This is a genomic window from Janthinobacterium agaricidamnosum (assembly GCF_003667705.1).
GTDB lineage: Bacteria > Pseudomonadota > Gammaproteobacteria > Burkholderiales > Burkholderiaceae_D > Janthinobacterium.
Genome location: NZ_CP033019.1, coordinates 2,697,922 through 2,721,928, shown reverse-complemented (window position 1 = coordinate 2,721,928; position 24,007 = coordinate 2,697,922). Strand labels below are relative to the sequence as shown.

General features: G+C 63.6%; 26 protein-coding genes. 14 read left to right on the top strand and 12 right to left on the bottom strand.

The window, feature by feature from the left end; genetic code table 11:
• Positions 1–41 precede the first annotated feature (41 nt).
• Together D9M09_RS12210 and D9M09_RS29940 are read left to right on the top strand one after the other, a co-directional pair.
• On the top strand, positions 42–1,205 hold the full coding sequence (locus D9M09_RS12210) for an MFS transporter (RefSeq protein ID WP_121669404.1): 1,164 nt from the start codon (positions 42–44) through the stop codon (positions 1,203–1,205).
• A gap of 4 nt (positions 1,206–1,209) precedes the next feature.
• Complete coding sequence (locus D9M09_RS29940) at positions 1,210–1,341, top strand: hypothetical protein (protein WP_276208750.1); 132 nt, start codon at positions 1,210–1,212, stop codon at positions 1,339–1,341.
• A 168-nt stretch (positions 1,342–1,509) separates the two neighbouring features.
• On the opposite strand, the gene D9M09_RS12205 is transcribed toward D9M09_RS29940, so the two are convergent.
• Positions 1,510–2,052, bottom strand: coding sequence for a GNAT family N-acetyltransferase (locus tag D9M09_RS12205; RefSeq protein WP_121669403.1), 543 nt, complete (start codon positions 2,050–2,052; stop codon positions 1,510–1,512).
• Between the two features lie 100 nt (positions 2,053–2,152).
• On the opposite strand from D9M09_RS12205, the gene D9M09_RS12200 reads away from it, so the two are divergent.
• The 5 genes from D9M09_RS12200 to D9M09_RS12185 all read left to right on the top strand — a co-directional run bounded on the left by D9M09_RS12200 (position 2,153) and on the right by D9M09_RS12185 (position 7,213).
• Complete coding sequence (locus D9M09_RS12200; RefSeq protein ID WP_121671062.1) at positions 2,153–3,334, top strand: citrate synthase family protein; 1,182 nt, start codon at positions 2,153–2,155, stop codon at positions 3,332–3,334.
• A 45-nt stretch (positions 3,335–3,379) separates the two neighbouring features.
• Positions 3,380–3,871: a MarR family winged helix-turn-helix transcriptional regulator gene (locus tag D9M09_RS12195; protein ID WP_121669402.1), complete on the top strand. Its 492-nt coding sequence runs from the start codon at positions 3,380–3,382 to the stop codon at positions 3,869–3,871.
• Between the two features lie 33 nt (positions 3,872–3,904).
• Positions 3,905–4,357 (top strand): PaaI family thioesterase, encoded by a 453-nt coding sequence (locus D9M09_RS12190; RefSeq protein WP_121669401.1) that lies wholly within the window; start codon positions 3,905–3,907, stop codon positions 4,355–4,357.
• 1 nt (position 4,358) lies between these two features.
• Positions 4,359–4,490, top strand: coding sequence for a hypothetical protein (locus D9M09_RS29935; protein WP_275528093.1), 132 nt, complete (start codon positions 4,359–4,361; stop codon positions 4,488–4,490).
• Positions 4,491–4,840: 350 nt separating this feature from the next.
• Positions 4,841–7,213, top strand: coding sequence for a nuclease-related domain-containing DEAD/DEAH box helicase (locus D9M09_RS12185; protein WP_162995651.1), 2,373 nt, complete (start codon positions 4,841–4,843; stop codon positions 7,211–7,213).
• A 198-nt stretch (positions 7,214–7,411) separates the two neighbouring features.
• Here D9M09_RS12185 and D9M09_RS12180 read toward each other — a convergent pair whose 3' ends face one another.
• Entirely contained in the window at positions 7,412–8,470 is a 1,059-nt protein-coding gene (locus D9M09_RS12180; RefSeq protein WP_240453625.1) for a site-specific integrase, read from the bottom strand.
• A 182-nt stretch (positions 8,471–8,652) separates the two neighbouring features.
• On the opposite strand from D9M09_RS12180, the gene D9M09_RS12175 reads away from it, so the two are divergent.
• Positions 8,653–9,675 (top strand): DNA-binding protein, encoded by a 1,023-nt coding sequence (locus D9M09_RS12175; RefSeq protein WP_240453624.1) that lies wholly within the window; start codon positions 8,653–8,655, stop codon positions 9,673–9,675.
• Positions 9,676–9,685: 10 nt separating this feature from the next.
• Positions 9,686–9,850, top strand: coding sequence for a hypothetical protein (locus D9M09_RS28935; protein ID WP_162995650.1), 165 nt, complete (start codon positions 9,686–9,688; stop codon positions 9,848–9,850).
• Positions 9,851–10,059: 209 nt separating this feature from the next.
• Here the strand turns inward: D9M09_RS28935 and D9M09_RS12165 are convergent, their stop codons facing one another.
• The 4 genes from D9M09_RS12165 to D9M09_RS12150 are packed head-to-tail and all read right to left on the bottom strand — an operon-like array spanning position 10,060 to position 11,971.
• Positions 10,060–10,347, bottom strand: a complete 288-nt coding sequence (locus D9M09_RS12165; protein ID WP_121669397.1) for a hypothetical protein — start codon at positions 10,345–10,347, stop codon at positions 10,060–10,062.
• Positions 10,348–10,350: 3 nt separating this feature from the next.
• The gene (locus D9M09_RS12160) at positions 10,351–10,902 is read right to left on the bottom strand and encodes a hypothetical protein (RefSeq protein ID WP_070218753.1); all 552 of its coding nucleotides are present in this window, start codon (positions 10,900–10,902) and stop codon (positions 10,351–10,353) included.
• Positions 10,899–11,333, bottom strand: coding sequence for a DUF1801 domain-containing protein (locus D9M09_RS12155; RefSeq protein ID WP_121669396.1), 435 nt, complete (start codon positions 11,331–11,333; stop codon positions 10,899–10,901). Before D9M09_RS12155 ends, D9M09_RS12160 begins: the two co-directional genes overlap by 4 nt.
• 29 nt (positions 11,334–11,362) lie before the next feature.
• Positions 11,363–11,971, bottom strand: coding sequence for a hypothetical protein (locus D9M09_RS12150; protein WP_121669395.1), 609 nt, complete (start codon positions 11,969–11,971; stop codon positions 11,363–11,365).
• A gap of 191 nt (positions 11,972–12,162) precedes the next feature.
• On the opposite strand from D9M09_RS12150, the gene D9M09_RS12145 reads away from it, so the two are divergent.
• The 3 genes from D9M09_RS12145 to D9M09_RS12135 all read left to right on the top strand — a co-directional run bounded on the left by D9M09_RS12145 (position 12,163) and on the right by D9M09_RS12135 (position 16,012).
• Entirely contained in the window at positions 12,163–13,149 is a 987-nt protein-coding gene (locus D9M09_RS12145; protein WP_121669394.1) for a VirK/YbjX family protein, read from the top strand.
• Positions 13,150–13,160: 11 nt separating this feature from the next.
• A complete protein-coding gene (locus D9M09_RS12140; protein ID WP_121669393.1) occupies positions 13,161–14,534 on the top strand; it encodes a serine hydrolase in 1,374 nt (457 codons plus the stop codon).
• A 125-nt stretch (positions 14,535–14,659) separates the two neighbouring features.
• Positions 14,660–16,012: a serine hydrolase domain-containing protein gene (locus D9M09_RS12135; protein ID WP_162995649.1), complete on the top strand. Its 1,353-nt coding sequence runs from the start codon at positions 14,660–14,662 to the stop codon at positions 16,010–16,012.
• 2 nt (positions 16,013–16,014) lie between these two features.
• On the opposite strand, the gene D9M09_RS12130 is transcribed toward D9M09_RS12135, so the two are convergent.
• The 3 genes from D9M09_RS12130 to D9M09_RS12120 all read right to left on the bottom strand — a co-directional run bounded on the left by D9M09_RS12130 (position 16,015) and on the right by D9M09_RS12120 (position 19,507).
• On the bottom strand, positions 16,015–16,368 hold the full coding sequence (locus D9M09_RS12130; RefSeq protein ID WP_121669391.1) for a hypothetical protein: 354 nt from the start codon (positions 16,366–16,368) through the stop codon (positions 16,015–16,017).
• Positions 16,365–17,918: an EAL domain-containing protein gene (locus D9M09_RS12125; RefSeq protein WP_070288355.1), complete on the bottom strand. Its 1,554-nt coding sequence runs from the start codon at positions 17,916–17,918 to the stop codon at positions 16,365–16,367. The genes D9M09_RS12130 and D9M09_RS12125 overlap by 4 nt, the downstream gene beginning before the upstream one ends.
• 92 nt (positions 17,919–18,010) lie before the next feature.
• Positions 18,011–19,507 (bottom strand): MFS transporter, encoded by a 1,497-nt coding sequence (locus D9M09_RS12120; RefSeq protein ID WP_070310773.1) that lies wholly within the window; start codon positions 19,505–19,507, stop codon positions 18,011–18,013.
• Positions 19,508–19,570: 63 nt separating this feature from the next.
• Between D9M09_RS12120 and D9M09_RS12115 the strand changes: the two genes are divergently transcribed.
• Complete coding sequence (locus D9M09_RS12115) at positions 19,571–20,467, top strand: LysR family transcriptional regulator (RefSeq protein ID WP_240453623.1); 897 nt, start codon at positions 19,571–19,573, stop codon at positions 20,465–20,467.
• Between the two features lie 2 nt (positions 20,468–20,469).
• Here the strand turns inward: D9M09_RS12115 and D9M09_RS12110 are convergent, their stop codons facing one another.
• The gene (locus D9M09_RS12110) at positions 20,470–21,039 is read right to left on the bottom strand and encodes a helix-turn-helix domain-containing protein (protein ID WP_121669390.1); all 570 of its coding nucleotides are present in this window, start codon (positions 21,037–21,039) and stop codon (positions 20,470–20,472) included.
• Between the two features lie 91 nt (positions 21,040–21,130).
• Between D9M09_RS12110 and D9M09_RS12105 the strand changes: the two genes are divergently transcribed.
• Positions 21,131–21,661: a GNAT family N-acetyltransferase gene (locus D9M09_RS12105; protein ID WP_070288344.1), complete on the top strand. Its 531-nt coding sequence runs from the start codon at positions 21,131–21,133 to the stop codon at positions 21,659–21,661.
• A gap of 13 nt (positions 21,662–21,674) precedes the next feature.
• Here D9M09_RS12105 and D9M09_RS12100 read toward each other — a convergent pair whose 3' ends face one another.
• Both D9M09_RS12100 and D9M09_RS12095 read right to left on the bottom strand, forming a co-directional pair.
• On the bottom strand, positions 21,675–22,865 hold the full coding sequence (locus D9M09_RS12100; RefSeq protein ID WP_070288342.1) for a low temperature requirement protein A: 1,191 nt from the start codon (positions 22,863–22,865) through the stop codon (positions 21,675–21,677).
• Positions 22,866–22,910: 45 nt separating this feature from the next.
• Complete coding sequence (locus tag D9M09_RS12095; protein WP_121669389.1) at positions 22,911–23,864, bottom strand: 2-hydroxyacid dehydrogenase; 954 nt, start codon at positions 23,862–23,864, stop codon at positions 22,911–22,913.
• Positions 23,865–24,007 lie beyond the last annotated feature (143 nt).

Here is a 24,007-nt window from a genome sequence, read left to right as displayed (position 1 = left end):
CCTGGCGAGTGTTTTAGTTATTAATCTCGAAGGATATTGCTATGCCGCTGGTTGTTTACATTCTGGGGTTGACGATCTTTTCGTTAACGACATCCGAATTCATGGTGGCGGGCATGATGCCGTCGCTGGCCCTGGCCATGGACGAACCGGTGACACGGATCGGCTACCTGATCTCGCTCTATGCCATGGGCATGGTCATCGGCGGGCCGCTGAGCACCATTGCCTTGCTCAAACTGCGCGTGCCGAACAAGAAGGGACTGCTGTGGCTGCTGGGCTTTTATATCCTTGCCCAATCCGTCGCCGCGTCGGCCACCAGCTATGACATGCTGGCCATTGCACGCGTGGTAACGGGCGTGGCGGCCTCCACCTGCTTTGGCTTGTCCCTGGCCATTTGTGCCGACATCGTCAACCCCAACGCGCGCGGACGCGCCGCCGCCGTCGTGATCGGCGGCCTCATGCTCGCTTCGGTGGTCGGCGTGCCGGTCGCCACGCTCATCGACCAGCACCTGGGGTGGCGCGCCAGCTTCTGGCTGGTGGTACTGTTGGCGCTCTTGTGCCTGGCACTGATCACCGTGCTGGTGCCGCGCGCCAAGCCGTCCGAAATCGTCAGCCTCGGCAAGGAACTGGGGGAGTTTCGCAACCGCCATCTGTGGGCAGCGTATGCCAGCAGCGGCCTCATCATCGGTGCGATTTTCGCGGCGTTCAGCTACTTCGCGGCCATCCTGACGGAAATTACCGGCTTTCCAGCGTCTTCGATCCCCTGGCTGCTGGGCGTCTATGGCATCGCGAACGTGGTAGGCAATGGCGTGGTCGGCCGTTATGCGGACCGCTACACCACGCCCATCATGGTCTGGGGCATGGTCATCCTGAGCATCAGTCTGGCACTGTTCGCGGTCTTTGCGCACGACAAGGCCATCAGCGTCGCCTTGCTGGTCGTCACAGGCCTCGTGGGCATGTCGATGAATCCCGCCATCATCGCCCGCGTGATGAAAACCGCCCATCCCGGGCCCCTGGTCAACACCGTCCATACCTCCGTCATCAACATCGGCCTGGGCGCCGGCTCATGGCTCGGAGGCCTCGGCATTGCCGCCGGCTACGGCTTGCGCTCCCCACTGTGGGTCGGCGTCGCGCTGGCAGTGCTTGGACTAATCAGCTTGCTGCCTTACCTCGGGCACAGGTCGCGCGATTCGGTGCTGTCGCATTAACGGTATGCGTGCGGACCGTGGCGTCGAGCGCCCCGGCCGCTGCCAGCAAGGCGTGGGTTGCGGCAACGGCGTCGACGACGCCCTGCTCCGGCTCGTGGACAGCCTGTTCCGGCGTTTGCCGCAACTGTGGTGCTAGCCAGGCAAATCAGGTCCCCGTCACGCCGGACGCGATGCCGCCTGCCTCGACCACGGTGACTTGTGGCCCTTGCTGGCCCGGTGGTAGGCGAGCGACGCGCCGACGATGGCAATGCGTCCAGCGCGTTTTGGGCCATCATGATTCATATTTGTCAACATTGCCTATCTATTACCTGGCAGAGTCTACCCCAGCCGCCCGCAACTGCAGCGCATAGCCATGGCCATCCACAACCTTGCCTTCCACGATGGCGATATCGGGCACGGCCATTCCCTGCACAAAACCGCAGCGTTCCAGCACGCGGATCGACGCCGCATTACCGTCGATGGCGTAGGCGCACAGGCTGGCCAGCTGCCATTCGTTTTGCGCCAGATCAATCAGATGGCGCAGCGCGGCCGTGGCCAGGCCCTTGCCAGCCTGTAATTCCCCGATGCGGTAGCCGACTTCGGCTACGCCTTGCTGTTGGTCAATGTCCTTGAGGTTGGCGCGCCCGATCAATTGTCCCTGTTCATCGACGATGATGCAGGGGTGCATGCGGCCCTGTGCGTGCTGGTCCAGGAATTGCGCGACGTGGGCATGAATGCCGTCGAGGCTGTAAAAATCGTCGGGGCGCCGGTCGATATGGCGCTCGAACCAGGCCCGGTTGGCTTGCTCGAAGGCCAGCAAGGGCGCGGCATCGCCGGGGCGCAGGGTGCGAATGGTAAATATGCTCATGGAGACTCCTGGAAAGGCATGAGTCTAGTGACGTGCCGCCCGGCCCGTCAATCTTGATTCCATCAATCAATGTAAAGCGACAGCCGCTACAATGGCCGCCATGAACAACGATCTGTCTGCTGCCGAGGCCGCGCGCCTCTTGAACGTCAGCCTGCCCACCCTGTATTCCTATGTGAGCCGGGGCTTGCTGGCCTCCGTCAGCAACGGTGCATCGCGCCGCAAGCGCTATCCGCAGGAAGACGTGCTGCGCCTGGCGGCCCGCAAGAACGACGCCAAGCGCGGCGGCCAGACGGCCGTGGCCGCCATGCACTGGGGCCTGCCCGTGCTGGAGACACGGATTTCCCACATTCTCGATGGACGATTGCTGTACCGGGGCTGCGATGCGACGGCATTGGCCGAGTCCGCGACGCTGGAAGCGACTGCCGGCCTGCTGTGGGACGATAACGCGAGCGACTATTTTCAGCAGGACGCGCCGGCCCTGCCGCCAGGACTGGCCAGCGCGCCGGACGCGCCGCCGCTGGCGCGCGCCATGCTCGCCCTGGCCATGCTGGCGTCCACGTCCGCGAATCTGCCTGCAAGCATGCTGTCATCCGGTCCCGCCCAGATGCGCATCTTGGCCGCCGCCCTGCTCCGGACGCCGCCGTCCGCCCTGCCGCTGCACCTGCAGCTGGCCTGGGCGTGGCATGCCGATGCGCAGCAAACGGAATTGCTGCGCGCGGCCCTCGTGCTGCTGGCCGACCACGAATTGAATGCCTCGACCTTTGCCGTACGCTGCGTCGCTTCGACGGGCGCCAGCCTGCCCGCCGCGCTGATGGCCGGGTTGGGTGCCTTGTCCGGAGACAAGCACGGCGGCGGCAGCGCGGCGGCCAGGCGCATGTTGACGCAGGCGCTGGCCGCACCGGACGCCAGGGCCGCCATCGGCCAGTATTACAAGACCATCGCACCGGAATTTGCCGGCTTTGGCCATCCGCTGTATCCAGACGGCGACCCGCGTGCCGCGTATCTGCTGGGAAGCTTGTCGGCGCTGTCGCCCGGGTACCCCCATCTGGCCGCCATTCTGTCCGTCTGCGCCACGGCGAGCAAACGGCTCAATGCCCGCCCGAATGCCGACCTGGCGCTGGCCGCCATGGAACTGGCGTTCGGCTGGTCCGAAGGCGCGGGCATGAGCGTATTTGCGCTGGCCCGCTCGGCCGGCTGGATCGCGCATGCCGCCGAGCAAGCCGCCAGCGCGGCACTGATACGGCCCCGCGCCCGCTACGTGGGGCGCCACCAGCGCGACTGAAAATAGTCGCTTGATTTATTACGCATACGTAGTAGTATACTTCGCATGCGTACCAATACCTCCCTCCAGCCAGACCTTCCCGATGCCGCCGCCTGCCCGCTGGGCGAGCGTTCGCCGCGCCTGTTCAATCTGCTCAACCTGGCGCGCCAGAACCTGTTCCGCTCGGCTGATGCCGTTTTCACCAGTGAGCTGGGCTTTTCCGGCACGCAAGTGGTCGCCCTGTTTGCCCTGAAGGGCGAAGAAGGCTGCCAATTGAAGGATCTGGGGCGGGCATTGCAGCTGAAAAACTCGGCCGTAACGGGCCTGGTGGCGCGCATGGAAGAAAACGGCCTGATCGTGCGCGGCCAGTCGGCGCTCGACGCACGTGCCGGCACCCTGCACATGTCGGCCAAGGGCGGCGAGGTACTGGCCCATGCCCTGCCCCTGCTCGACAGCCTGAACGAACAACTGAAAGCCGGTTTCAGCGAGGAAGAGCTGGCCGTCGTCGCCCGCTTCCTGCTGCACGCCTCGCGCCTGCGTTTTGCGCAGGACGTCTGATTCATCCCCCCATCACCACCACAGGAGTTACCCATGCACCCCAACGACATGAACGGCTTGCAACTGATGCAAGCATTCGCGCAAGGCCTGTTCCCCCGGCCCGGCATTTCCAAGACCATGCCCATGGATGCGCACACGATCGAGCACGGCCGCGTGATCTTCACGGCCACGGCGAATGAAAACCACACGAATCCCATGGGCGGCGTGCACGGCGGTTTCGCCGCCACCGTGCTCGACACGGTCACGGGCTGCGCCACGCACACGGTCTTGCCGGCCGGCGAAAGCTACGGCACGACGGACCTGAACATCAAGATGTGCCGCCCCCTGCCCTTCAACGTGACGGTCTTTGCGGAAGGAAAGGTCATCAATGCAGGCCGCAACCTGGTCATTTCCGAAGGCACGATCCGCGACGAAGCCGGCAAAGTCTACGCGCACGCGACGGCCACCTGCATGATCATCCGGCCGCGGGAGCAAGCGGCCGCGTGATATGGCCCGGTACCTGGCGCAGTTGCAGGGCCGGCTGTCCGCCAGCGCGCTGGCGCTGATCGCGGAAGCGGGCGGCCAGCCCATGGGCCGCAAGCTGGGCTATGGCACCGACGATGGCTCCTTGTATAGCTGACTGGGCGGTGTGCTGCCCGCGCACCGCAAGACAGGCCTGACGCAGCGCCCGCTGGAACGCCAGGAAGCCGGGGCCGGTGCACAAGGCTTTGCGGCCGTCACCGTGAAATCGATGAACCGCTACCCGGCCATGCTGCGCTTGCTGGTCCGCAAAGGGTATCGGATACGCGCAGTGGAGCACTTTGGAGACCCGACCCGGGAGCGCATACACTTCATCAAGCCCTTGCCTTCGAACGGCTCACGCAGCCACTGGTTTGGTTCTTCCTTGTCATGGGAGTAACAACACCATACACTGAGACATATATCGCTAGCACCGCATACGTCCATCTACCTTTGTAAAGTCGAATGAATATGGCAGTTTTCTTACCTGAACTGAAAGATGCATGTTTCAAGAGCGAAGGTGAATACAAGCTGTTCAATACGCTGGCTGCGCTAGACGACGAATTTACTGTCGTCCATTCCTGCCCCTGGCTGAGGCCGAGTGTAAATCGCATTTTCTCACAAACAAAGCACCGCTATATAAACCTTTTCCGGAACAATAAAAAAAACTTAACAGGGGAAACAGATTTCGTTATTACGCATCCCAAGTACGGGATACTCTGCATCGAGGTCAAGACCGGCGATTACCACCCACTCGGAGCCCGTTTCGTACATGCGAAGGATCGTCACATCATTGATCCGCTGGATCAGGTCAAGAAAAATGCGTTCACAACCATTGATTTACTTGAACAAAAGCAGATTTCCTGCCCGGTCGGTTATGCAGTTTATATCTGCAACAGTCAGCTCGACACTCCGGATTTCGCTTCAGCATATTTCCCTATCGGTGAGACCCAACTACAGGAAGGCATCATTCTTCTGCCCAAGCACGAGCAACGCATCCAGGAACGTATTCTCGAATTATTTGAATTTTGGCGCACGGCATTGTCTCCTGCCAAACAGGATTTTGCAGATGTGATAGAGCGATTCATCGCTACCGTTTGGCCGAAGGAAATCATCGATAACGAATTAGCCCGCAAGATTTCCTTCGACAACGAAGTCTGGCTAAAACTCGATCAGAATCAGCATCATATCGTAAAGAGATGCCTAAAGAACAATTCCTGGATAACCGCCGGCTTTGCAGGGACAGGTAAGACCGTCATCGCATATGCCGTCGCGACGGCATATGCGGCTGCTGGAAAGCGTGTTGCTTTCCTGTTCAAGAATAAGAAAATCGCTTCCCATATTGCAGAACAAGTTAACACCGCGCCGAATGGTGACAGAATCATGGTATCGACATTTCATGCTTATTGCGATAAGTATTCCCGGGATGACCTGACGGAACGGCACGCATTTGACGACTATCACAAATACTTGATGTCGAGCGTCGATACAATTTATGACTGTTTGATCGTTGATGAGGCTCAAGGGTTGAGCGAAACCGACCACGCTGCGCTCGTGCGTCACTTTCAACATGCAAAGAAATATATCTTTGCGGATCGCTACCAAGTATTTTCGCCTATGGAAAAAGGCGTAGACTACAGCTACTTGGAAGCGACGTATGGCGTCGAGGCTTATTATTTGCATGCCGTGTACCGGAATCCCTGGTCGGTAACCGAAAAAATCCTGGAAATATTGCCGGTGAATCATGAAATCATCAATCAGCGCACCGACAGGAATATGGCGCTCAACCAGTATTTCGTCAAAAACGTCGAAGTAAGCCTCAAAAACCAAATTAAGAACCTGAAAAGCGCGGGGGCGAAGGCGCAAGATATCGTCGTCTTATCACAATTCAGTGTCGACTTCATAATCCCCGGCGTCGAAGTCACGACAATTGCAGCCTTCCGTGGCATGGAGGCTCCCATCGTGATTATCCTCGGCGATGTCGACATGGATGGAAACACCCTCGCCTGTGCACTTGGTCGATGCACGACACGTGCTATTGTCCTGTGGCACCAAGCCCAGTGTTTTACCGATCCTGCGCATATCCGGCTCGATTATTTGAAGGACGAGCTTGAGCATTGCCGGCCCAAACTCATCGAAAAAGATTTCAACGAGCGCGAGCCCGTCTATATCGCGAACATCATTAAGAAATATGCCGGCAAGAGTCAGTCCTATGATGTTGCGGGATGTACTTTTTCGTTTTCAGAAGCTTGGCGAGGATGGTTGACGGATACGCAGAGCTGGCCAAACTCAGAAGCACAACTTTGGGGCATTTTGCTCAAAATTCTGACGAACACGCGTTTCTATAGTATTGAGCAGGCGCAGAATCGCTTGGCATATGCAGTCAGGCCCAAGTACTGCAACGCATGCGCGCGTATGACACCACATCCGTTCCTCCAATCCTGTATTCCCTGTTCCTCGGTAGCGTTGAACGCGGATGCCATCCGTCAGGCTTACGACCTACTCGAGGGCAAGGAGGTTACCCTTTCCGCCCCTTTGACCTCAATTCGGAATGTCGCAGCAAAGATTGCTGGCACGAACCAGTTGTTCGACCCTCGCGCGAGCGTTGAAAACAATGGGCGTGAGCTTGAACTACTCCTAGGTTCGATCCTCGTGATATTCAATGGTCGACGTGAGGGCAGCGAGATCACACGGCAGAGTATTGCTGGCTGGATCGAGGAATGCATCGTGCCTCAGGATTTCGGTACGTCTATCGACGATATTGTTGGGCGCGTCATCACCAGCTTGTGCGCGCGGAAGATATTCAAGAAGATCGCGGACAAGACGTATGCGCTCACCAGTTGAGTCTTGCGCCGGCCAGCTACAGCTGCTGGGTGCTCAAGTCTCTGGCTGCGATTGAAGGCCAGCAATGTCGTTGACTGGATATAGTTCTTTGAGTGTGATTAACAGCATGTGAAGCGGGCAACCGACTACTTCAAAGGGAGCCTCTATACGTATTCATGCCATCCGCTGAAGGCCTGCCGCGAGGTGTTGTCGCTCGCCTCATCCCGCCGCCTTCTTCTTCCCCTTCAACAAACTCCCCGCCGCATTTTCCTCGAAGCGGCCCGCCTCTTCTATATAGCCATGCACGGTGCCGTCGTGGCGCCAGCCGCCCTGGCGCTTGATGGCCTGGAAATCGGCGCCGGCCCGGTGGGCGCTGGTGGCCATGCCGCGGCGCAGGCTGTGGCTCGATAGTTCCGGCACGTAATCGAGCCCGGCCAGCCGGGCGCAGCCTTCCAATATCGTGTTGATGCTGCTCGCGTGCAATCCTTTTCCTCCCACATGGCCCCACTGGTTGACGGTGCGCAAGAGCGGCCCGGCGGCGATGCCCGCCACGCCCAGCCAGGCGCGCAGGGCCGTGGCCGGGCAGCAGATGCCGTCGCCGAACGGGATCGCCTTGACGATGCCTTCCCCCAGTTGATCCGTTTTCGAACGGGGCAAGGTGATCACCAGGCCTTGCGGCTCCCAGCGGATGTCTTCCAGCCTCAATCCCACCAGTTCGCTGCGGCGGAAAGCGCCAAAAAAGCCCAGCTGCAGCAAGGCGCTGTCGCGCAAGGCCTTGTTGGTACCCAGGGCGGCCAGCCTGGCGACGATCAGTTCCAGATCTTCCAGCGGCAGCGCCCTCGCCTTCTTTTTCGGCTTGCCATGCAGGCGCGCGATGCCGGCCAGGGTCTTGCGCACGGTGGGCGTGGACGCGGGGTCGGCAAAGCCCTGGTACACATGCCATTGCGACAGCGCCGTCAGGCGCAGGGCCAGGGTGCGCGCGTTCAGGCTGTCCGCATAGGCCATCAGGTAGCGGATGACGGTGGACTCGTCGGCGGGCAGCGTCCCGCCCCAGGCCTGGAAGTGGCGGATGGCGGAACGGTAGGTGCGGCGCGTGTTGTCGGACGTGGCGGCGGCTAAAAAGGCCTGGTGGCGCGCGGCCAGCTCGGCATCGACCAGGGCGCCGCGTAACGGCACAGGAGCCAAGGCGGCGTTTTTCGGCACGGCAAGGCGGCGTTTAGTCAGGGGCAAATCGGGCATGGCGGCGGCGAAATCGCGGTTTTGTACTGAGAGGGTCACAGAATAGCATGCCAGACACCCCCATAACATGCGATAAGCGATCTTATCGTGCCTTATATTTTTCAAAAACGATGAAAATTTATATCGTAATATTATGCGATATTACGTATCATGTAATACGTTACTAAATTTCGTTCATAGGTGATTTCATGGCCCGCACCGGCATTCTGTACTCTGATGTTATGAAAGCAGCCCAAATCGTCGCTGCCGATGGGCGCAATCCCACGGTCGACAATGTGCGCGAAGCGCTGGGCAGCACGGGCAGCAAGAGCACCATCGCACCCCTGCTCAAGCGCTGGAAGGAAGAGTTTCAGGGCGCGGGCGCCGTGAAAACGGAGTCAGGCTTGCCGGCCGAATTGATGGAAGCGATGCGCGGCGTCTATGAAAAGCAGCAGCGCGACGTGGCGCAGCAGCTGGAAACGGGCATGCAGCAACACCGCGCGGAACGCGATGCGGCGCTGGAAACACTGAAGAAGACGGAAAGCGAACGCTTGAAACTGACGGAGGCGCGCGCCGCCCTCACCCAGGAATTGCGCGCCACCCAGCATGCGCTGGCGCAACTGAAGGAAGAACACCATTTTCGCGCCGTCACGCTGGCGACCTTGCACAGCGACAATGCGGGCCTGACGCAGCGCCTGGCCGACCGGGGCGAGGAAATCGCCGCCCTGAACCGCCAGCTGGCGCAGGTGCGCTCGCAGTTCGACCATTACCAGGAAGCGGCCGCGACCCAGCGCAGCGAGGAGCGGGCCCAGGCGCAGCAACGGATCAGCCGTCTGGAGCAGGATAACGCGCAGTTGCAGCAACGCCTGCAAGGCCAGCAGGCGACCCTGGTGCAGCAAGACATGCGCCTGTCACAGATGCAGGCGGAACACGCGCGCCTGGCAGATGAAGCGGCCGCCGACCGCGAGGCGCTGGCCACCGTGCGCCCCGAGCGCGACCAGTTCGAGTTTCAATATTTGCAGGCGGCCGCCTCGGCCGACGCCCTGCTGGCCAAGCTGGACACGGCCTTGCTGGCGCTGAACGACGCCAAGGTGGCGCTGGCTGCACAGGACAGACAGCTCGACATGCTGGCGGAAAACACCCAGGCAGCGCAGCAGCGCGCCGAAGCGCTGACGCTGGAACGCGATACCTTGCTGCGCGACAGTGCCGGCATGGCGGCCAAGCTGGCCCTGCTCATGGATAGCCGGGAGAAACGCGCTGTTTGAGCTTGTCTACATGGTATGGGGTCTCTATGACGGTCGCGGGACGGGCCTGGCCAGCGTTCAAGGCTTGCCCCAGTATTTCGCCTGCCAGATGACGGCCGACGGGGACGAGTACGCACAGCATTTCACCTTGATGCCAATCCACGCGACGCTGCTGGCGCTGGCAACTGAGCAATGAGACATCTTCCGCCGCCGGGAGCTGCAATTTCAAACGGGCACCGTCGCACTGGACAGCCATCGCGGACACCGTGGCGTCGGCGTCCGCCAGGATGCGCTTGAGGACGCCATCCAGGCTGCCCTGGTGCCGCTGCTGCGGCAAAGCCGCGCTGTGCCCCGCTTTTTACATCTTTTCCTGGATGCCGCCGAGACCAAACCGTGCCGCCAGTATCAAGCAGGCCGGCGGCGCGCCAGCACCAGGCCGAGCGCCGTATCGGGAAACTTGCGCCATCGCCTGGGCGGCGTGGCACGCACGCGATTCTCGACCGCTGCCAACTGCTCGGCGTCGTCCGCTTTCAGGGTGGACGCCAATAGTTGCTCTTGCGTATGTCTCTCCATGCGATTCGCCCGTGCCTTGGCGGCGTGAATCGCCTTGCGCGAGGATTTACTGTTTTCGCCATAAGTATTGCGGCGGTCTTTGGCGTAACTGAGGTGTTTCTTTTCTTGTGGCGTTTTCATGGGCTACAAACGGCGGTTCAGCACGCTGTCGATATCGTGGGTTTTCAGCTCGGCCTGGACCGCGCCATCCTGCAGCCAATAACCTTCGCCTCCCCGTTGCAGCGCGTCCATGTCGAGCGCGCCCAAGGTTGGCGCGATGGCGCCGGCAAGCAAGGCCGCCGCGTCGTCCCATGCCGCATACAACAGTTTCAGGTACCAGCCGTCGTCGTGCGCAAAGGCGAGAAAGCGGCTGCGCAAGGCGGCAGGCGGCGTGAGCGCGCCACGATGGTCAAGCATCGCGGCCACGTCCGCATCGCCGGGGGCCGGCGGCGCGCCCTGCCAATCGGCCCAGGCGTGGCTGCCCCAGGCATGGATATCTTCATGCGCCAGCGCTGGCAATTGCTGCCGCGCCAGGGTCTGGTAGCCGGCAGGTTTCCTGGGCGTCCCGGCGCTGCCCTTGCGCAGCACGATGCCGTCCGCGTCCAGGAGCGCGGGGATGACATCGTTGAATTCGATGCCGGAGGCGACCAGCATGCGCGCGGCCGGGTCGTGCCAGATATACAGATAATGTCTCAAGTGTTCGTTCGCTTTGGTTTTGGCGCCGTATTTGCGGCCACGGCGGCGCGTATCAACGCCTTGAACGCCGCGGCATCGAGATGCTCGCCTTCGTGGATGTCGATGGCCCGGCGCGTGTTGCCGTCCAGGCTGGAATTGAACAGGTGGGCCGGATCGGGCAAGGTGGCGCCCTTGGCGAAGGTGAGTTTCACGGCCAGTTTATACGTTTCGCCCGTGCAAATCATGCCCGCATGCGACCAGACGGGCACGCCGCGCCATTTGACTTCTTCGACCACCTCCGGGTCCGCCTGGTGGATCAGTGCGCGCACGGCGGCCAGGGTTTTGCCGCGCCAGTCCGCCAGCGAGGCGATTTTCGCGTCGATCTGGCGGGCGGGCGATTCGGTGATTGCCGCTTCCCCGGCGGGCGGCGCGCTTGCAGCGGCTTTTTTCATGGTTCACGTCTCCTTCCTGTGCGCTTGTCTTACTGCGCAGGATCGGCCATGCAGTTGGCAAGCGAAGCAATGAATTGGTCGCGCAAGGCCTGGTATTGGGCATCCGTGGCAAAGTCGCGCGGGTCGGCCGGCTGGTTCAGCACATAGGCGCTGGCGACCGTGCCGCTGGCGGCATGCAGCAGCGTATAGAAACTGATAATGCCCGGTGTCTCCGCGATGCTGGCGTTATTCAATCCTAGCACTTCCACTCCCTGGCGCGCGTCCGTTTCCAGCGGCACCTGATTCGGCGGCTTGCTGCTGGCCGACATCTCCTGCATTTGCGCCACGATGGTCTCGCGGTCGGCGGCAAACTGGCCTGCGGCGCTGCGCTCGATCTTCAGATTCGCGAGGGGCAAGCTGCTCTTGCGGAACAGCATCAGCCGGTAGCCATCGGCCGTCGAGACCCGGCGCTCCCCCGCCGCCATCTTGACGACGCGCGTGGTCGCGCTGGCCGGCAAGCGGTCCTGCGTTTTGAACTGGAACTGGCTGCGGTTGATGCATTGCGCCAGCGGCGCCAGAGGATCGGCCGTGCGGTCCTGGGCATGGGCGGCCTGCGCGGCGAGCAGCATGGGGATGGCAAGCAAATGGCGGAGTTTCATGGGGTGCAATCATTTCATCGGGTCACAGTGACGCGAGCATAACCGGCGACGTTGCCAAAAGGCAAATGTTTAGTTTCCATCCTCTAAATATCCGTGGGGATAGCTTCTTAATATGAAATTCACCTGGCCCGCGTAGCATTCAAATTGGCAAGGCTCTCATTGTGCAGCGCCTGCCATTTTCCGGCAGAACCATGAATGACATCGCTTTGACCTTGCACCACGGCGCCGCCGTGCCGCCCGCCACGCCACCCGCAGTGCCACTATATTCCGCCAGCGGCCACCGTCTGAAAGCGGCGCTGGGCGCCCTCTTCTTTCCCCGCCAGCGCACGCGCTGGCACGCCTTCCTCGGCAGCATGCCGGGCTTGAACTCGCTGGCGCAGCTGCATCCCTGCCTGCGCTTCAAGATTTACCGCCCATACGCCTCGCGCCGGCTCGGCTGCGCGGATCGCCTGGCCTTGCTGGAAGGGCATTACCGCTTCCTGTGGCAGGCGGGTGCGCGTGCGCTGGTCGAGCGGGCCGCGCGCGAAGCCGTGGTGCTGGCCGCGTTCGACGGCAAGGACGGGGCGCAATACCGTTTGCAGCTGACGGCCATCCACGACAGCTACCGCGAGGGCGAACTGTGCCTGCGCCTGACGCGCGACGGCCTGCCCCTGTACCTGGCCAGCTTTTTGTTCGTGCCGCGCGCCGATGGCGTCTCGCTGCAGCTGGGCGCGCTGCAAGGCTTGCGCTCGGAAGCGGGCAAGCTGGCCGTCAAGGACGCCACGCGGGCGCTGCACGGCTGCCGTCCGAAAAACCTGATGGTGACGGCCTTGCGCGATTTTGGCGATTTTTTCGCCTGCACCAACCTGTTCTTGATCAGCAATGACAACCGCATCGCCCTGAATGCGCGCCGGCGGCGCCATATCGCCGCCGATTACGACCAGGCGTGGCAGGAATTGCATGCCTTGCGCATGCGCGACGGCAATTATCACTTGCCCTGCGCTGCTTACCGCGTGCCGGATCTGGCCGCGGTGCCATCGAAGAAACGGGCCGATGCGCGCCGGCGCGGTGAATTGCTGCTCGGCATGGCCGCCGACATGCGCGCGCAGCTGGCGGCCATGATCGCCGCACCATCTTGCCAAAACGGCTATCTTTCCAGTGATGCTGTTATGCTGTATTCCCACCAATCACTTTCCTGACGGAATCGACGATGCCTCCACGCTTACGCACCCTGCTGCTGCCCCTCCTGTCCCTGTCCGGCGGTGCCGCCTTGGCCGCGCCCACCCTCGACGCGGCCATGCGGGAACGGGCGGAAACATTGGTGCGTGACGGCAAGCATGCGAGCCTGGTCATCGCCGTGATCGACGGCAAGGACAGCGCCGTGTACGGCTTCGGCCGCGTGCGGCCCGGCGACCAGGGCGTGCCCGATGCCGACACCGTGTATGAAATCGGCTCCGTGACGAAAACCATGACGGGCTTGCTGCTGGCCGACGCCGTCGTGGCGGGCAAAGCGCAACTGGATCAACCGGTGGCCGAACTGCTGCCCGCCTACGCCATCCCCGCGCTGACGGGCCAGAAAATTACCGTGGGCCAGCTGGCCACGCACTTTTCCGGCTTGCCCCGCCTGCCTGCCAACCTGGCGCCGGCGGACATGGCCAATCCCTACGTCGGCTATGGCGAGGCGCAGCTGCGCACCTTTTTGGCCGGCCATGCGCTGGCGCGCGCGCCGGGCGCCGCGTATGAATACTCGAATCTCGCGTATGGCTTGCTGGGCACGGCCTTGGCCACGCAAGCCAATATGTCTTACGAAGAACTGCTGCAAGCGCGCATTTTCCGTCCGCTGGGCATGGGCAGCAGCTCGGCAGTGACGACGCCCGCCCTGCGCGCGCGGCTGGCGCCCGGCCACCTGGCCGATGGCAAGCCGGCCGCGAACTGGGATTTCCAGGCCATCGCGGGGGCTGGCGCCGTGCGTTCCAGCGCGCGCGACATGATTGCCTACATGCAATCGTACATGCGGGCGAGCAGTCCTGCGCAGCAGCTGGCCGTGCAGCCGCGCCGGGTATTGGCCGGCGAAGGTGAAGGCGACGGCGTGAAAAAGATCGGCCTGGCGTGGATGCTCGACCAGGTCAAGGGCCAGCCTTTCGCCTGGCATAACGGGCAGACGGGCGGCTATGCCAGCTTTGCCGGCTACACCCTGGACGGCAAGCGGGGCGTGGTGGTACTGAGCAGCACGGCGCGCAACGTCGATGGGCTGGGCGTGGGCGTGCTGCTGCCCGGCAGCCTGCCGCCGCCAAATGCCCCGGCGCCGAAGGAAATCGCCATCGCCCCGGCCGAGCTGGCGCAATATGCGGGCCAGTATGCGCTGGCGCCCACGTTTGTCCTCAGCGTGCGCCAGGGTCCCGACGGCTTGCTGGTGGGCGCCACGGGCCAGCCCGAAGCGCCCGTGTACGCGAGCGCGAAGGACACCTTCTTTTACAAGGTGGTCGAAGCGCAACTGGTGTTCCAGCGCGACGCCCAGGGTGCCATCACGGGCGTCGTCCTGCACCAGAACGGCCAGGCCATGCCGGGCAAGCGCAAACCTTAGCAAAGCGGTAAAAGTAGCATAAAACTCAGACGCCCTTCATGTTGGCGCCGTATGCTTCCCAGGGCATGCCAGCCATCTTATCCAGGTGCCGGCGTGCATTCGGCCCACCCTGGACAAGGTTACCCATGACACCCACTTTCGCCCTTCTCCCCCTTTGCCTGCTCGGCAGCGCCGCCCTGGCCGCGCCCGTCCTGGACGACGCCGTGCGCCAGCGCGCCGAGGAACTCACGCGCACGGGCATGCTCCCCAGCATCGTCATCGCCGTGATCGACGGCAAGACCAGCGCCGTCTACGGCTTTGGCAGCGTGCATGCAGGCAAGAATACCAAGCCGGGCGCCGACACCGTCTACCAGATCGGTTCCGTCACCAAGACCATGACGGCCTTGCTGCTGGCCGACGCCGTCGTCGAAGGCAAGGTCAAACTCGACGCGCCGGTGACGGCAATATTGCCTGGGTACACCATGCCGGCCTTCGACGGCAAGCAGATCAGCCTGCTCGACCTGGCCACGCATTATTCCTCGCTGCCGCGCCTGCCCGACAATTTCGCGCCCAAGGACCCCGCCAATCCGTATGCGGACTACACGGAAGCGAAGCAGCGGCAGTTTCTCGCCGCCTACCATCTGCCCCGCGCGCCGGGCACCAAATTTGACTACTCGAACATCGGCTATGCCGTGCTGGGCACGGCCCTGGCCGCACAGGCCGGTACCAGCTATGAAGCGCTGCTGCAAAAGCGCATCGCGGTACCGCTGGGCATGCGCTCGACGTCGAACACGCCCACGCACGGCATGCTGGCGCGCCTGGCGCCCGGTCATTTGCTGTCGGGCGAGCCGACACCCGCCTGGGATTTGAACGTGGTGGCGCCGGCCGGCGGCGTATATTCGAGCGCGCGCGACATGGTTGCCTACCTGCAAGCATACATGTTCAAGCCGCTGCGCCCGTATGCGCTGGCGCTCAAGCCGCAGCGGCAACTGGCACCGGACAGCGAGACGAAAATCGGCCTGGCGTGGCTGCTGGAGCAGCGGCAGGGTCAAAGCTACGCCTGGCACAGCGGCCAGACGGGCGGCTACACCAGCTATGCGGCGTTCACGACGGACGGCAAGCGGGGCGTGGTGGTGTTGACGAACGCGGCGCGCGATATCGACGCGCTGGGCTTGTCCGCCCTGCTGCCCGGCACGCCCTTGCCGCCGCTGAAAAAGCCGCCGGCCGCCATCGAATTGCCGCGCGCCGCGCTGGCCGAGTACGTGGGCGAGTATCCATTGGACAAGGATTTCACGTTGACGGTGACCTTGGGCAAGCATGGCCTGGAAGCGGCAGGCACGGGCGTCGGCTCAGCCCCCTTGTTTGCCAGCGCGAAAGATCAATTTTTCTTCCGCGCCATCGAGGCGGACCTGGCCTTTACGCGCGATGCCGCGGGCAAGATCGCCGGCGCCGTGCTCACGCAAGGCGGGCAGGACGTGGTGTTGCCGCGCAAGCAGTAACCCTAGGCTGCCGGGTCCTGCATGAATTGCTCGACCCGGGCGACGAATTGCGCCTTGCTGCGCGTGCGAAATTCGCCGAGGAAGGCGTCGCTGCCCTGGACGATCTTGCCGTGGCGGTCGTATGCCACCTTGCCCATCTCCAGCACGAATTCGCCATCGGGATCGTCTTCCGGTTCAAAATGCGAATTGAAGCAGTAACCGCTGTCGCGGCAGCTGCCCCACAGCAGCAATGCGCTGCTGAACCATTGCATGGTATCCGGGCCAGGCTCCACCTCGAACAGGGTGTTGACGGTGATGTGCCAGCCGCCCGGCACGCGCAGCGGCTGCAATGGATAGGGAAAGCGTGGCTGTTTCATGTGGGCGATGGCAGGCGGCGGCTTGCGTAAAAGGCGAGGAAGTCCAAGGCCGGCAGCGCTTTGGCAAACAGCCAGCCCTGGCCGAATTCGACCTTGCGTTCCAGCAAATAATCGGCTTGCTGCTGCGTTTCGATGCCTTCGGCCACGATCAGCATGTTCAAAGTGCGCGCCATGTCGATGATGTGCGGCGTGACGCTGCTGGTGGCCGCATCCGTGCCGATGGTGTCGACAAAGGACTTGTCGATTTTCAAGGCGTCGAGCGGCAGGTTTTGCAGGCTCGACAGGCTGGAATAACCGGTGCCGAAGTCGTCGATGGCCACGGCGTGGCCCCGTGCCCTGGCTTTTTCGATGGTGGCGCGGGCCGCTTCCACGTTGATGAAGCCCCGTTCCGTCGCTTCCAGCCAGATCTGCTGCGCCTCGATGCCCGTGCCGGCCAGCGCCCGTTCGAGCACGTCGAGCACCCTGCCCGTCTCGATATCGCTGGCGCACAGGTTGATGGCGATGTGCAGTTCGCGGTCGGCCAGCAGCGCGGCGCGCATGTCGGCGATGACGCAGGCGATCACCTGGTCCGTGATGGGCAGAATCAGGTCGCTTTCCTCGGCCACGGGGATGAACAGGTCGGGCCGTATCATGCTGCCGTCGGGACGGCGCCAGCGTATCAGCGCCTCGGCGCCCACGCACACGCCCGTGTCGAGCGCGATGATCGGTTGATAATGAACAAAGAATTCGCGCCGCTCGACCGCCGTTTCCAGTTCGCCGCGCAAGGACAGCCGGCGGCGCGACAGCCAGATGACAATGCCGACGATGAAGGCCGCCATCAGCAGGCCCAGCGGCAGGAGCAGCAGCTGTTCGCGGCGCAGCCTGTCGTTCAGCTTGCTGCGGGGCTCGATCATGACGGCCGTCAAGCCGTCGCGGTACAGCGTCGCGTGGATGTGGCCGTCCGCCGCTGGCTGGCCGGCGAGCAGGGCCTGCACCACGGCCGGGTCGGGATGATGGAGGGTGTCGAGCACGCCCTGCTTGCCGATGGCCACGGCCATCTGGATATCGCTGTCGACGATGACGTCGGAAAAGCGTACGGGATCGATCAGCACCTTGTAGGCGCGGTGGGACAGCCCCACCATGCGCTTGCCGCCGCTGACGACGGGCCGCAGGTTGAAATCGATGCCCATGCCGTTGGCCAGGGTGAAACCGGCAGGCGTGACGGCGATGCGTGCTTCTTCGATGCCCGTGGACGTGCATTTGAGCAAGCCATTTTCCACGTAGCCGATATCGTCGATGCTGCGCGTGGTGATGGTGATGCGGCGCAACTGCAGGATATGCGCCTCCGAGCACGGCGCCAGGTCCAGCGCATCGGCGCTGCGCAAGGCGAGCCCGGCCGACGCGATGGAGCGGTGGGCGCGCTCGAGCGCGTAGCCGGCCAGCAGGCGCAGGCGTTCCTGCTCGCCCTGCTCGGCGCGCACGGACGACAAATAGAAGGCCAGGCTCAGGGGGGCGGCCACGCCGATGACGGCGACCAGCACGCTGGTCACGATAATGCGTTTTCTGCGCATGCTACTCCCTGCGATAGTTATATTATTGCCATGTATTTCTCGATGGCATCATATTACAAGTGCGGGCGGCGCACGCGCATCTTGCTGAAGAGTTACACTTTTTCCAGCGGCCTGGCCAGCACGAACACCAGCGCCGCCACCACGGCCGCCAGCCCGCCAGCCAGATACAGCACGCTGGCAAAGCCGTCGATGAAGGCGTGGCGCGCCGCTTCCTGCGCCACGGCTTGCAGCGCGGGCGGCAGCTGGCCGAAGGCGTCGGCCGCGTTGCCGGCCACGATGCGCCCGATCATCTCGGGCGAGGCTTTCAAGCCGTGCAGCCACGCCAGTTTCTCGAACGAGGCGGCCGTGCGCATGGCCAGCACGGCGCCCAGCGCGCCCACGGCCAGCACGATGCCGACGAAGCGCGTGGTGGTGCTGATGCCCGAGCCCATGCCCGTGCGTTCGCGGGGGATGCAGGCGAGGATGGCCTTCTGGGTCGTGCCGTTGAGCAAGCCCGCCCCCGCGCCCGTGACGACCATGCCGGCTGCCACCCAGCCGTACTGCAGGCTGGCGGCGGCCAGCGCCGTGGCGACGTTGCCCACGGCGACGATCAGCAAGCCCGTCACCAATATGCCGCGGTCGTCCAGCACCCGCATGGCGCGCGGCGCCAGCCTTGACAACACCACCATGGCGACGGCGAACGGCAGCATGGCGCAGCCGGCCAGCACGGCGGAAAAGCCGAAGCCGTTCTGCAGGTACAGCGGCAAGAAGGTCATCATCACTTGCGCGGCGATGGCGTAGCCGAACATGCCCAGCACGGCGCCGACGAACACGCGCCGGCCAAACAGGCTCAAATCGACCATGGGCGCGCGCTGGCGCCGTTCCACCAGCACGAACACCAGCAGCAGCGCGGCGCCGGCCGCAAAGCGCAGCATGGTGGCATGGCTGGACCAGCCCGCCACGCTGGCGTCGATCAAGCCCCAGATGATGCAGAACAGGCCGGCGGAAAACAGCAGCGCGCCCAATGGATCAAAACTGGCGTTGGAAGCGTCCTTCGACTCGTCCACGTGCCTGCCTACCAGCCACATCAGGATGGCGACGACGGGCAGGTTCAGGTAGAAAATCCAGCGCCAGTTGATGGCGCTCGTGACGAGGCCGCCCAAGAGCGGCGCCACCGTCATGGCCACGCCCATGGCCGCCCCCCACACGGACCAGGCGCGCGCCCTCTCCTTTTCCGCATGAAACGTGTGGCCGATGACGGCCAGCGCGGACGTGAGCAGCAGCGCGGCACCGAGTCCCTTGACGGCGCGCGCCACGTTGAGCACGAACGGCGTCCACGCCAGGCCGCACAGCAAGGACGCCAGCGCGAACACGGAGAGGCCATACAGCATGACCTTGCGCCGTCCCAGGCGGTCGGCGATGCTGCCGGCCGGCAACAGGAACGAGGCAAACGCCAGCATGTAGGCGCTGACCACCCATTCCACGTCGACGAAGCTGGCGTTGAGCGAGCGGGCGATCGACGGCAGCGAAACGGCGACGACGTTGGTGTCGAGCATGATCAGCGCGCACACGCCCGAGCAGGTATAGAGGGTCCAGTTGGTATTCTTCATGCCTGTATTTTAAGCAGGCTGCTGTTATTTCCTGTTATAAGACAAGCGCCTTATAATTTACCTATGGTGAATACAGACAAAGACATGGAATTGCGGCATTTCCGCTGCGTGCTGGCCGTGGCGCACAGCCTGCACTTCGCGCGGGCGGCGGCGGAACTCGGCATTTCGCCGCCCGCGCTGACCAAGCAGGTGCAGGAAACGGAGCAGCTGCTGGGCACGCGCCTGTTCCAGCGCAGCAAGCGCGCCGTGTCCCTGACGGCCGCCGGAGAACTGTTCGTGCTGGAAGCGGCGCGCGCGCTGGAGCAGCTGGCGCAGGCGCAGGACGTGGCGCGCCGGGCGGGACGGGGCGAACTGGGACGGCTGGAAATCGGCTACGTGGCTTCGGCCGCCTATGCCGGCGTGCTGCAGGGACAGTTTGCGCAGTTTCGCGCCAGCCACCCCGGCATCCGGATCGGCGCGCGCGAATACGCGATGGATGCCCTGCCCGGCTTGCTGGACCAGGGCAGAGTCGACCTGGCCTTCGTGCGCCCGCCCCTGCGCCTGCCGGACGGACTGGACAGAGTTGTGTTGCTGCGCGACCGCTTCGTGCTGGCCGTGCCGGCCGACAGCCCGCTCGCCCGGCTGGAGGTGGCGGCACCGGCCGTGCTGGCGCAGCAGGCGTTCATCGTGCCGGAACAGGAACTGGGCACCCTGGAGGTGAGCCGGCGCGGCGGCTTTGCGGCGCAGGTAGTGTCGCGCCCCGGCAGCCTGGTGGCCGTGCTGACGGAAGTGTCGCTGGGCATGGGCTGCGCCATCGTGCCCCACTCCGTGATGGCCAGCGTGCAATTGCCCGGCGTGGTGTTCCGCGAACTGGCAGCGCCGCAGATCAGCTCGGAAATCGCCGTGGCCTTCCGCCGCCACGAACAGGCGCCCGCCGCGCGCGCCTTCATTGCCCAGCTGCGCGCGGCGGCACTGGCTTAAGGTCAAGCGCCTTTCAATACCGCCACGGCGTAGGTGCAGGCCGTAGTCGTTTCATTCCTAAACACGCAGTCGGCCGGCGGACCCAGTTCCAGGCAGTCGCCCTCGTCCAGCACGTGGCGGGTGTCGCCCTCGATGAAGACGAGCCTGCCGCTGAGTGACCAGATCAGCTGGCGCCGCGCCACGTAGGCGGCGGCCGGCATGGCCACCACGGCGCCCGGCGGCAAGGTAATGTGCACGAGGTCGAGCGGCATGTCGGACGCGGGCGACACGTGGCGCCGCACATAGCCGCTCTGCGGGTCGACCCACACGGGCTGCTCAAGCTTGCGCAGCAAGCGTCCCTCGCGCATCTCGGCGCGGGCGATTAGTTCGGACATGCTGAGGCCGAAGGCGCCCGACAGGCGCGCCAGCAAGGTGGCCGTGGGGCTGCAATCGCCGCGCTCCACCTTGTGCACCATCGCGCGCGACACGCCCGAGCGGGCCGCCAGGTCCGTCAGCGACCAGCCCAGGCTTTCCCGCTCGAGGCGCACCCGGGCCCCGATGCGCTGGTTCAATTCGTCTGGTTTAGTGGACATATATCGGGTTCCATTCGGATTTTATTGGACAAGGCGTGGGCGGCACACTATTATTTGTCCATTATAGTAGACTACCAGCAAGGAGAGCAACATGCACATACGCGATGCCCACGCGGGCGATATCGAGGCCATCACGGCCATCTACAACGATGCCGTCAGCCATACCCTGGCCATCTGGAATGAACGGACAGTCGATGCGGCCAACCGCGCCGCCTGGCTGGCCGATCGCGAGCGGGCCGGCTATCCCGTGCTCGTCGCCATCGATGCAGAGGAAAAGGTGGCTGGCTACGCCTCGTTCGGCGACTGGCGCCCGTTCGAGGGTTTCCGCCATACGGTCGAGCATTCCGTGTATGTGCGCGCCGATCGCCGCGGCGCCGGGGTCGGCAAGGCCTTGATGGGGGAACTGATTATGCGGGCGCGCGGCCTGGGCAAGCATGTGATGGTGGCGGGCATTGAGGCGGGCAATGCCGGCTCGATCGCCCTGCACAAGCAGCTGGGCTTCGAGGAAGTGGGTTTGATGCGCCAGGTGGGCACCAAGTTCGGCGCCTGGCTGGACCTGGCGTTCTTGCAGCTGCAACTCGATGCGCGCAGCGATCCGGACGACATCGCGCCGGCCGGTTGAGGTCAAACAGACGTCAAGGATCAATCTCCGGCGGCGGGCGGCGCAGCGCCATATGTTCCCACACGGCCACCAGTACCAGCACGCAGCTCGTGATGCAGGCCAGGATCAAGGGCGAATACAGGCGGCCGTAGGCCATCGGGATCAGCGCCAGGATGATCAAAATGCCCAGCAGATGCGACAGCGGCGGCGCGGTGCGGTCGCTGCTGACCCATTTGAACAGCGCATTGCCCAGCAGATACAGGATCGGGCCGCCCAGCAAGGCGCTGATGCCGGCGAAGCTTGCTTCATCCGGATGCACGAGGGCCAGTTCATCGGCCACGGCACTGACGATCACGCCGCCCACGATCAGCACGTGGATATACGTGTAAGCCTTGCGGGCGATGCGGCCCGGGTCCTTCGAGTGGGCGATGCGGTGGTGGCCCGCTTCGGCGCCCGTGTCGAAATAAATCCACCACATGGCGATGCTGCCGACCAGAGCAGACAAGAAGCTCAGCCAGTTGCCGGCCGTCCATTCCAGGCCCGCGAACGTGGCGCCCGTCACCAGCAAGGATTCGCCCAGGGCGATGATGACGAACAGGCCGCAGCGTTCGGCCATGTGGCTGCCATCGACGTCCCAGTCGGCCGTCGTCGAGCGGCCCAGGCCCGGCATGCCGAACAGCATCCATGGTCCGGCCAGGTCGATCAGCAGGGCCGCTGCCCACCAGAAGATGCGCTGCTCGGGCGACGCGATGCCGCCGGCGATCCAGAAGATGCCGGACAGCACGGCCCACAAGGCGATGCGCTGGAAATTGCGGCGGCGCGCCAGCGCTTCATGGCGCACGGCCCACCAGGCGAACAGGGGCCGGCCCACCTGCATGGCGACATAGGCGCCAGCAAAGCCCAGGCCCCGCGTGCCGAACGCTTCCGGTATCGAGGCCGACATGATCAACCCGCCCAGCATCAGCGCAAACAGGCTGATGCGCACGGGAATGCGCTCGGGGTCGAGCCAGTTGGTGATCCACGAGGTGAAGATCCACACCCACCAGACGGCCATCAGCAGCAAGCCCGTCTGCAGCCAGCCCATGGCGCTCAGGTGCGCCAGCAAGCCGTGCGACAGTTGCGTGACCGCAAACACGAACACGAGATCGAAGAACAGCTCGATCATGCCCACCTTGCCGCTGTCCAGCCCGCCGCGCGTGCGCAACAGCGATTTACTTAATTCCATAGCGACTCTTTCATTCATGCTTGATTAAAACGGTGCATTCCGGGCTTATGCGCTTGCTGGTGTCATTAAGGGCAAGCCGGCGAAGTGGGCGGCCAGGTTATCGACGACCAGTTGTCCCATCGCATGGCGTGTTTCCACGGTCAGGCTGCCCACGTGCGGCGTGAGCACGACGTTGGGCAAGGCGCGCAAGGCGTTTGGCACGCGCGGTTCGTCCGCAAACACGTCGAGGCCGGCCGCGCCCAGGTGGCCATCCTGCAAGGCGGCGATCAGGGCGTCTTCGTCGATCAGGGCGCCACGGGCGATATTGATCAGGGTGCCTTGCGGCCCCAGCGCGTCGAGCACGGTGCGGTCGACGATCTTGCGCGTGGCCGGCGTGCCCGGCGCGCAGACGATCAAATAATCGCTTTCCTGCGCCAGGGCCAGCAAGGACTCCGCGCGCGGCACTCTGGTGCCGGCAATGGCGCGCGGCTGGAAGTAGCGCACATGAATGCCGAAGGCGGCCAGGCGCAGTGCGATGGCTTGCCCGATCTGGCCAAAACCGAAGATGCCGGCCGTCTTGCCGCGCAAGGTAGATGCGGGGGCGATGGCCTCGCGGCGTTCCCAGCCCCCATCGCGCACGAAACGGTCGAGTGCCACGACATGCCGCGCGCTGGCCAGCAGCAAGGCCAGCGCCATGTCGGCCACGTCGTCCGTCAGCACGTTCGGCGTGGTCGTAACGGCAATGCCGCGCTCGCGCGCCACGTCGAGCGCCACGCCATCGAGGCCCACGCCATTGACGGCAACGATTTCCAATGCGGGCAGCAGGCCCATGTCGGCGGCGTTCAAGCCCAGCGCGCCCGTCGTGACGACGGCGCGGATACCGGGTGCGCGTTCAGCCAGCCAGGCGCGGCGTTCATCCGCCGGCACTTGCCAGGCATGGTGGCAGGTATATTGCTGTTCCAGCTGCGCGTTGACGGCAGCCGAGGGACTGGGGGCGAGGATGAGGAGTTCGGGTGGCATGGGCGTCCTGGGTCGTGTCGACAAGATTTGCAGACGCAACTTAGCATATTTGAGACCCAGCCGGGGATGGCATACCCTAATACCGCCCCTAAAACCCTGCACGCCGCGCGGTCTTTGCCTGCGTCAGGCTGCCCGATTCCGCC

Coding starts and splice junctions, on each gene's coding strand:
- D9M09_RS12175 (WP_240453624.1), top strand. CDS start 8,653: ATGAAAGCAGCCCAAATCGTCGCTGCCGATGGGCGCAATCCCACGGTC.
- D9M09_RS12190 (WP_121669401.1), top strand. CDS start 3,905: ATGCACCCCAACGACATGAACGGCTTGCAACTGATGCAAGCATTCGCG.
- D9M09_RS29935 (WP_275528093.1), top strand. CDS start 4,359: ATGGCCCGGTACCTGGCGCAGTTGCAGGGCCGGCTGTCCGCCAGCGCG.
- D9M09_RS12105 (WP_070288344.1), top strand. CDS start 21,131: ATGCACATACGCGATGCCCACGCGGGCGATATCGAGGCCATCACGGCC.
- D9M09_RS12195 (WP_121669402.1), top strand. CDS start 3,380: ATGCGTACCAATACCTCCCTCCAGCCAGACCTTCCCGATGCCGCCGCC.
- D9M09_RS12140 (WP_121669393.1), top strand. CDS start 13,161: ATGCCTCCACGCTTACGCACCCTGCTGCTGCCCCTCCTGTCCCTGTCC.
- D9M09_RS12110 (WP_121669390.1), bottom strand. CDS start 21,039: ATGTCCACTAAACCAGACGAATTGAACCAGCGCATCGGGGCCCGGGTG.
- D9M09_RS12100 (WP_070288342.1), bottom strand. CDS start 22,865: ATGGAATTAAGTAAATCGCTGTTGCGCACGCGCGGCGGGCTGGACAGC.
- D9M09_RS12185 (WP_162995651.1), top strand. CDS start 4,841: ATGGCAGTTTTCTTACCTGAACTGAAAGATGCATGTTTCAAGAGCGAA.
- D9M09_RS12125 (WP_070288355.1), bottom strand. CDS start 17,918: ATGCGCAGAAAACGCATTATCGTGACCAGCGTGCTGGTCGCCGTCATC.
- D9M09_RS12095 (WP_121669389.1), bottom strand. CDS start 23,864: ATGCCACCCGAACTCCTCATCCTCGCCCCCAGTCCCTCGGCTGCCGTC.
- D9M09_RS12165 (WP_121669397.1), bottom strand. CDS start 10,347: ATGAAAACGCCACAAGAAAAGAAACACCTCAGTTACGCCAAAGACCGC.
- D9M09_RS12210 (WP_121669404.1), top strand. CDS start 42: ATGCCGCTGGTTGTTTACATTCTGGGGTTGACGATCTTTTCGTTAACG.
- D9M09_RS12115 (WP_240453623.1), top strand. CDS start 19,571: ATGGTGAATACAGACAAAGACATGGAATTGCGGCATTTCCGCTGCGTG.
- D9M09_RS12155 (WP_121669396.1), bottom strand. CDS start 11,333: ATGAAAAAAGCCGCTGCAAGCGCGCCGCCCGCCGGGGAAGCGGCAATC.
- D9M09_RS12205 (WP_121669403.1), bottom strand. CDS start 2,052: ATGAGCATATTTACCATTCGCACCCTGCGCCCCGGCGATGCCGCGCCC.
- D9M09_RS12120 (WP_070310773.1), bottom strand. CDS start 19,507: ATGAAGAATACCAACTGGACCCTCTATACCTGCTCGGGCGTGTGCGCG.
- D9M09_RS12150 (WP_121669395.1), bottom strand. CDS start 11,971: ATGAAACTCCGCCATTTGCTTGCCATCCCCATGCTGCTCGCCGCGCAG.
- D9M09_RS12200 (WP_121671062.1), top strand. CDS start 2,153: ATGAACAACGATCTGTCTGCTGCCGAGGCCGCGCGCCTCTTGAACGTC.
- D9M09_RS12145 (WP_121669394.1), top strand. CDS start 12,163: ATGAATGACATCGCTTTGACCTTGCACCACGGCGCCGCCGTGCCGCCC.
- D9M09_RS28935 (WP_162995650.1), top strand. CDS start 9,686: ATGGTATGGGGTCTCTATGACGGTCGCGGGACGGGCCTGGCCAGCGTT.
- D9M09_RS12130 (WP_121669391.1), bottom strand. CDS start 16,368: ATGAAACAGCCACGCTTTCCCTATCCATTGCAGCCGCTGCGCGTGCCG.
- D9M09_RS12135 (WP_162995649.1), top strand. CDS start 14,660: ATGACACCCACTTTCGCCCTTCTCCCCCTTTGCCTGCTCGGCAGCGCC.
- D9M09_RS29940 (WP_276208750.1), top strand. CDS start 1,210: ATGCGTGCGGACCGTGGCGTCGAGCGCCCCGGCCGCTGCCAGCAAGGC.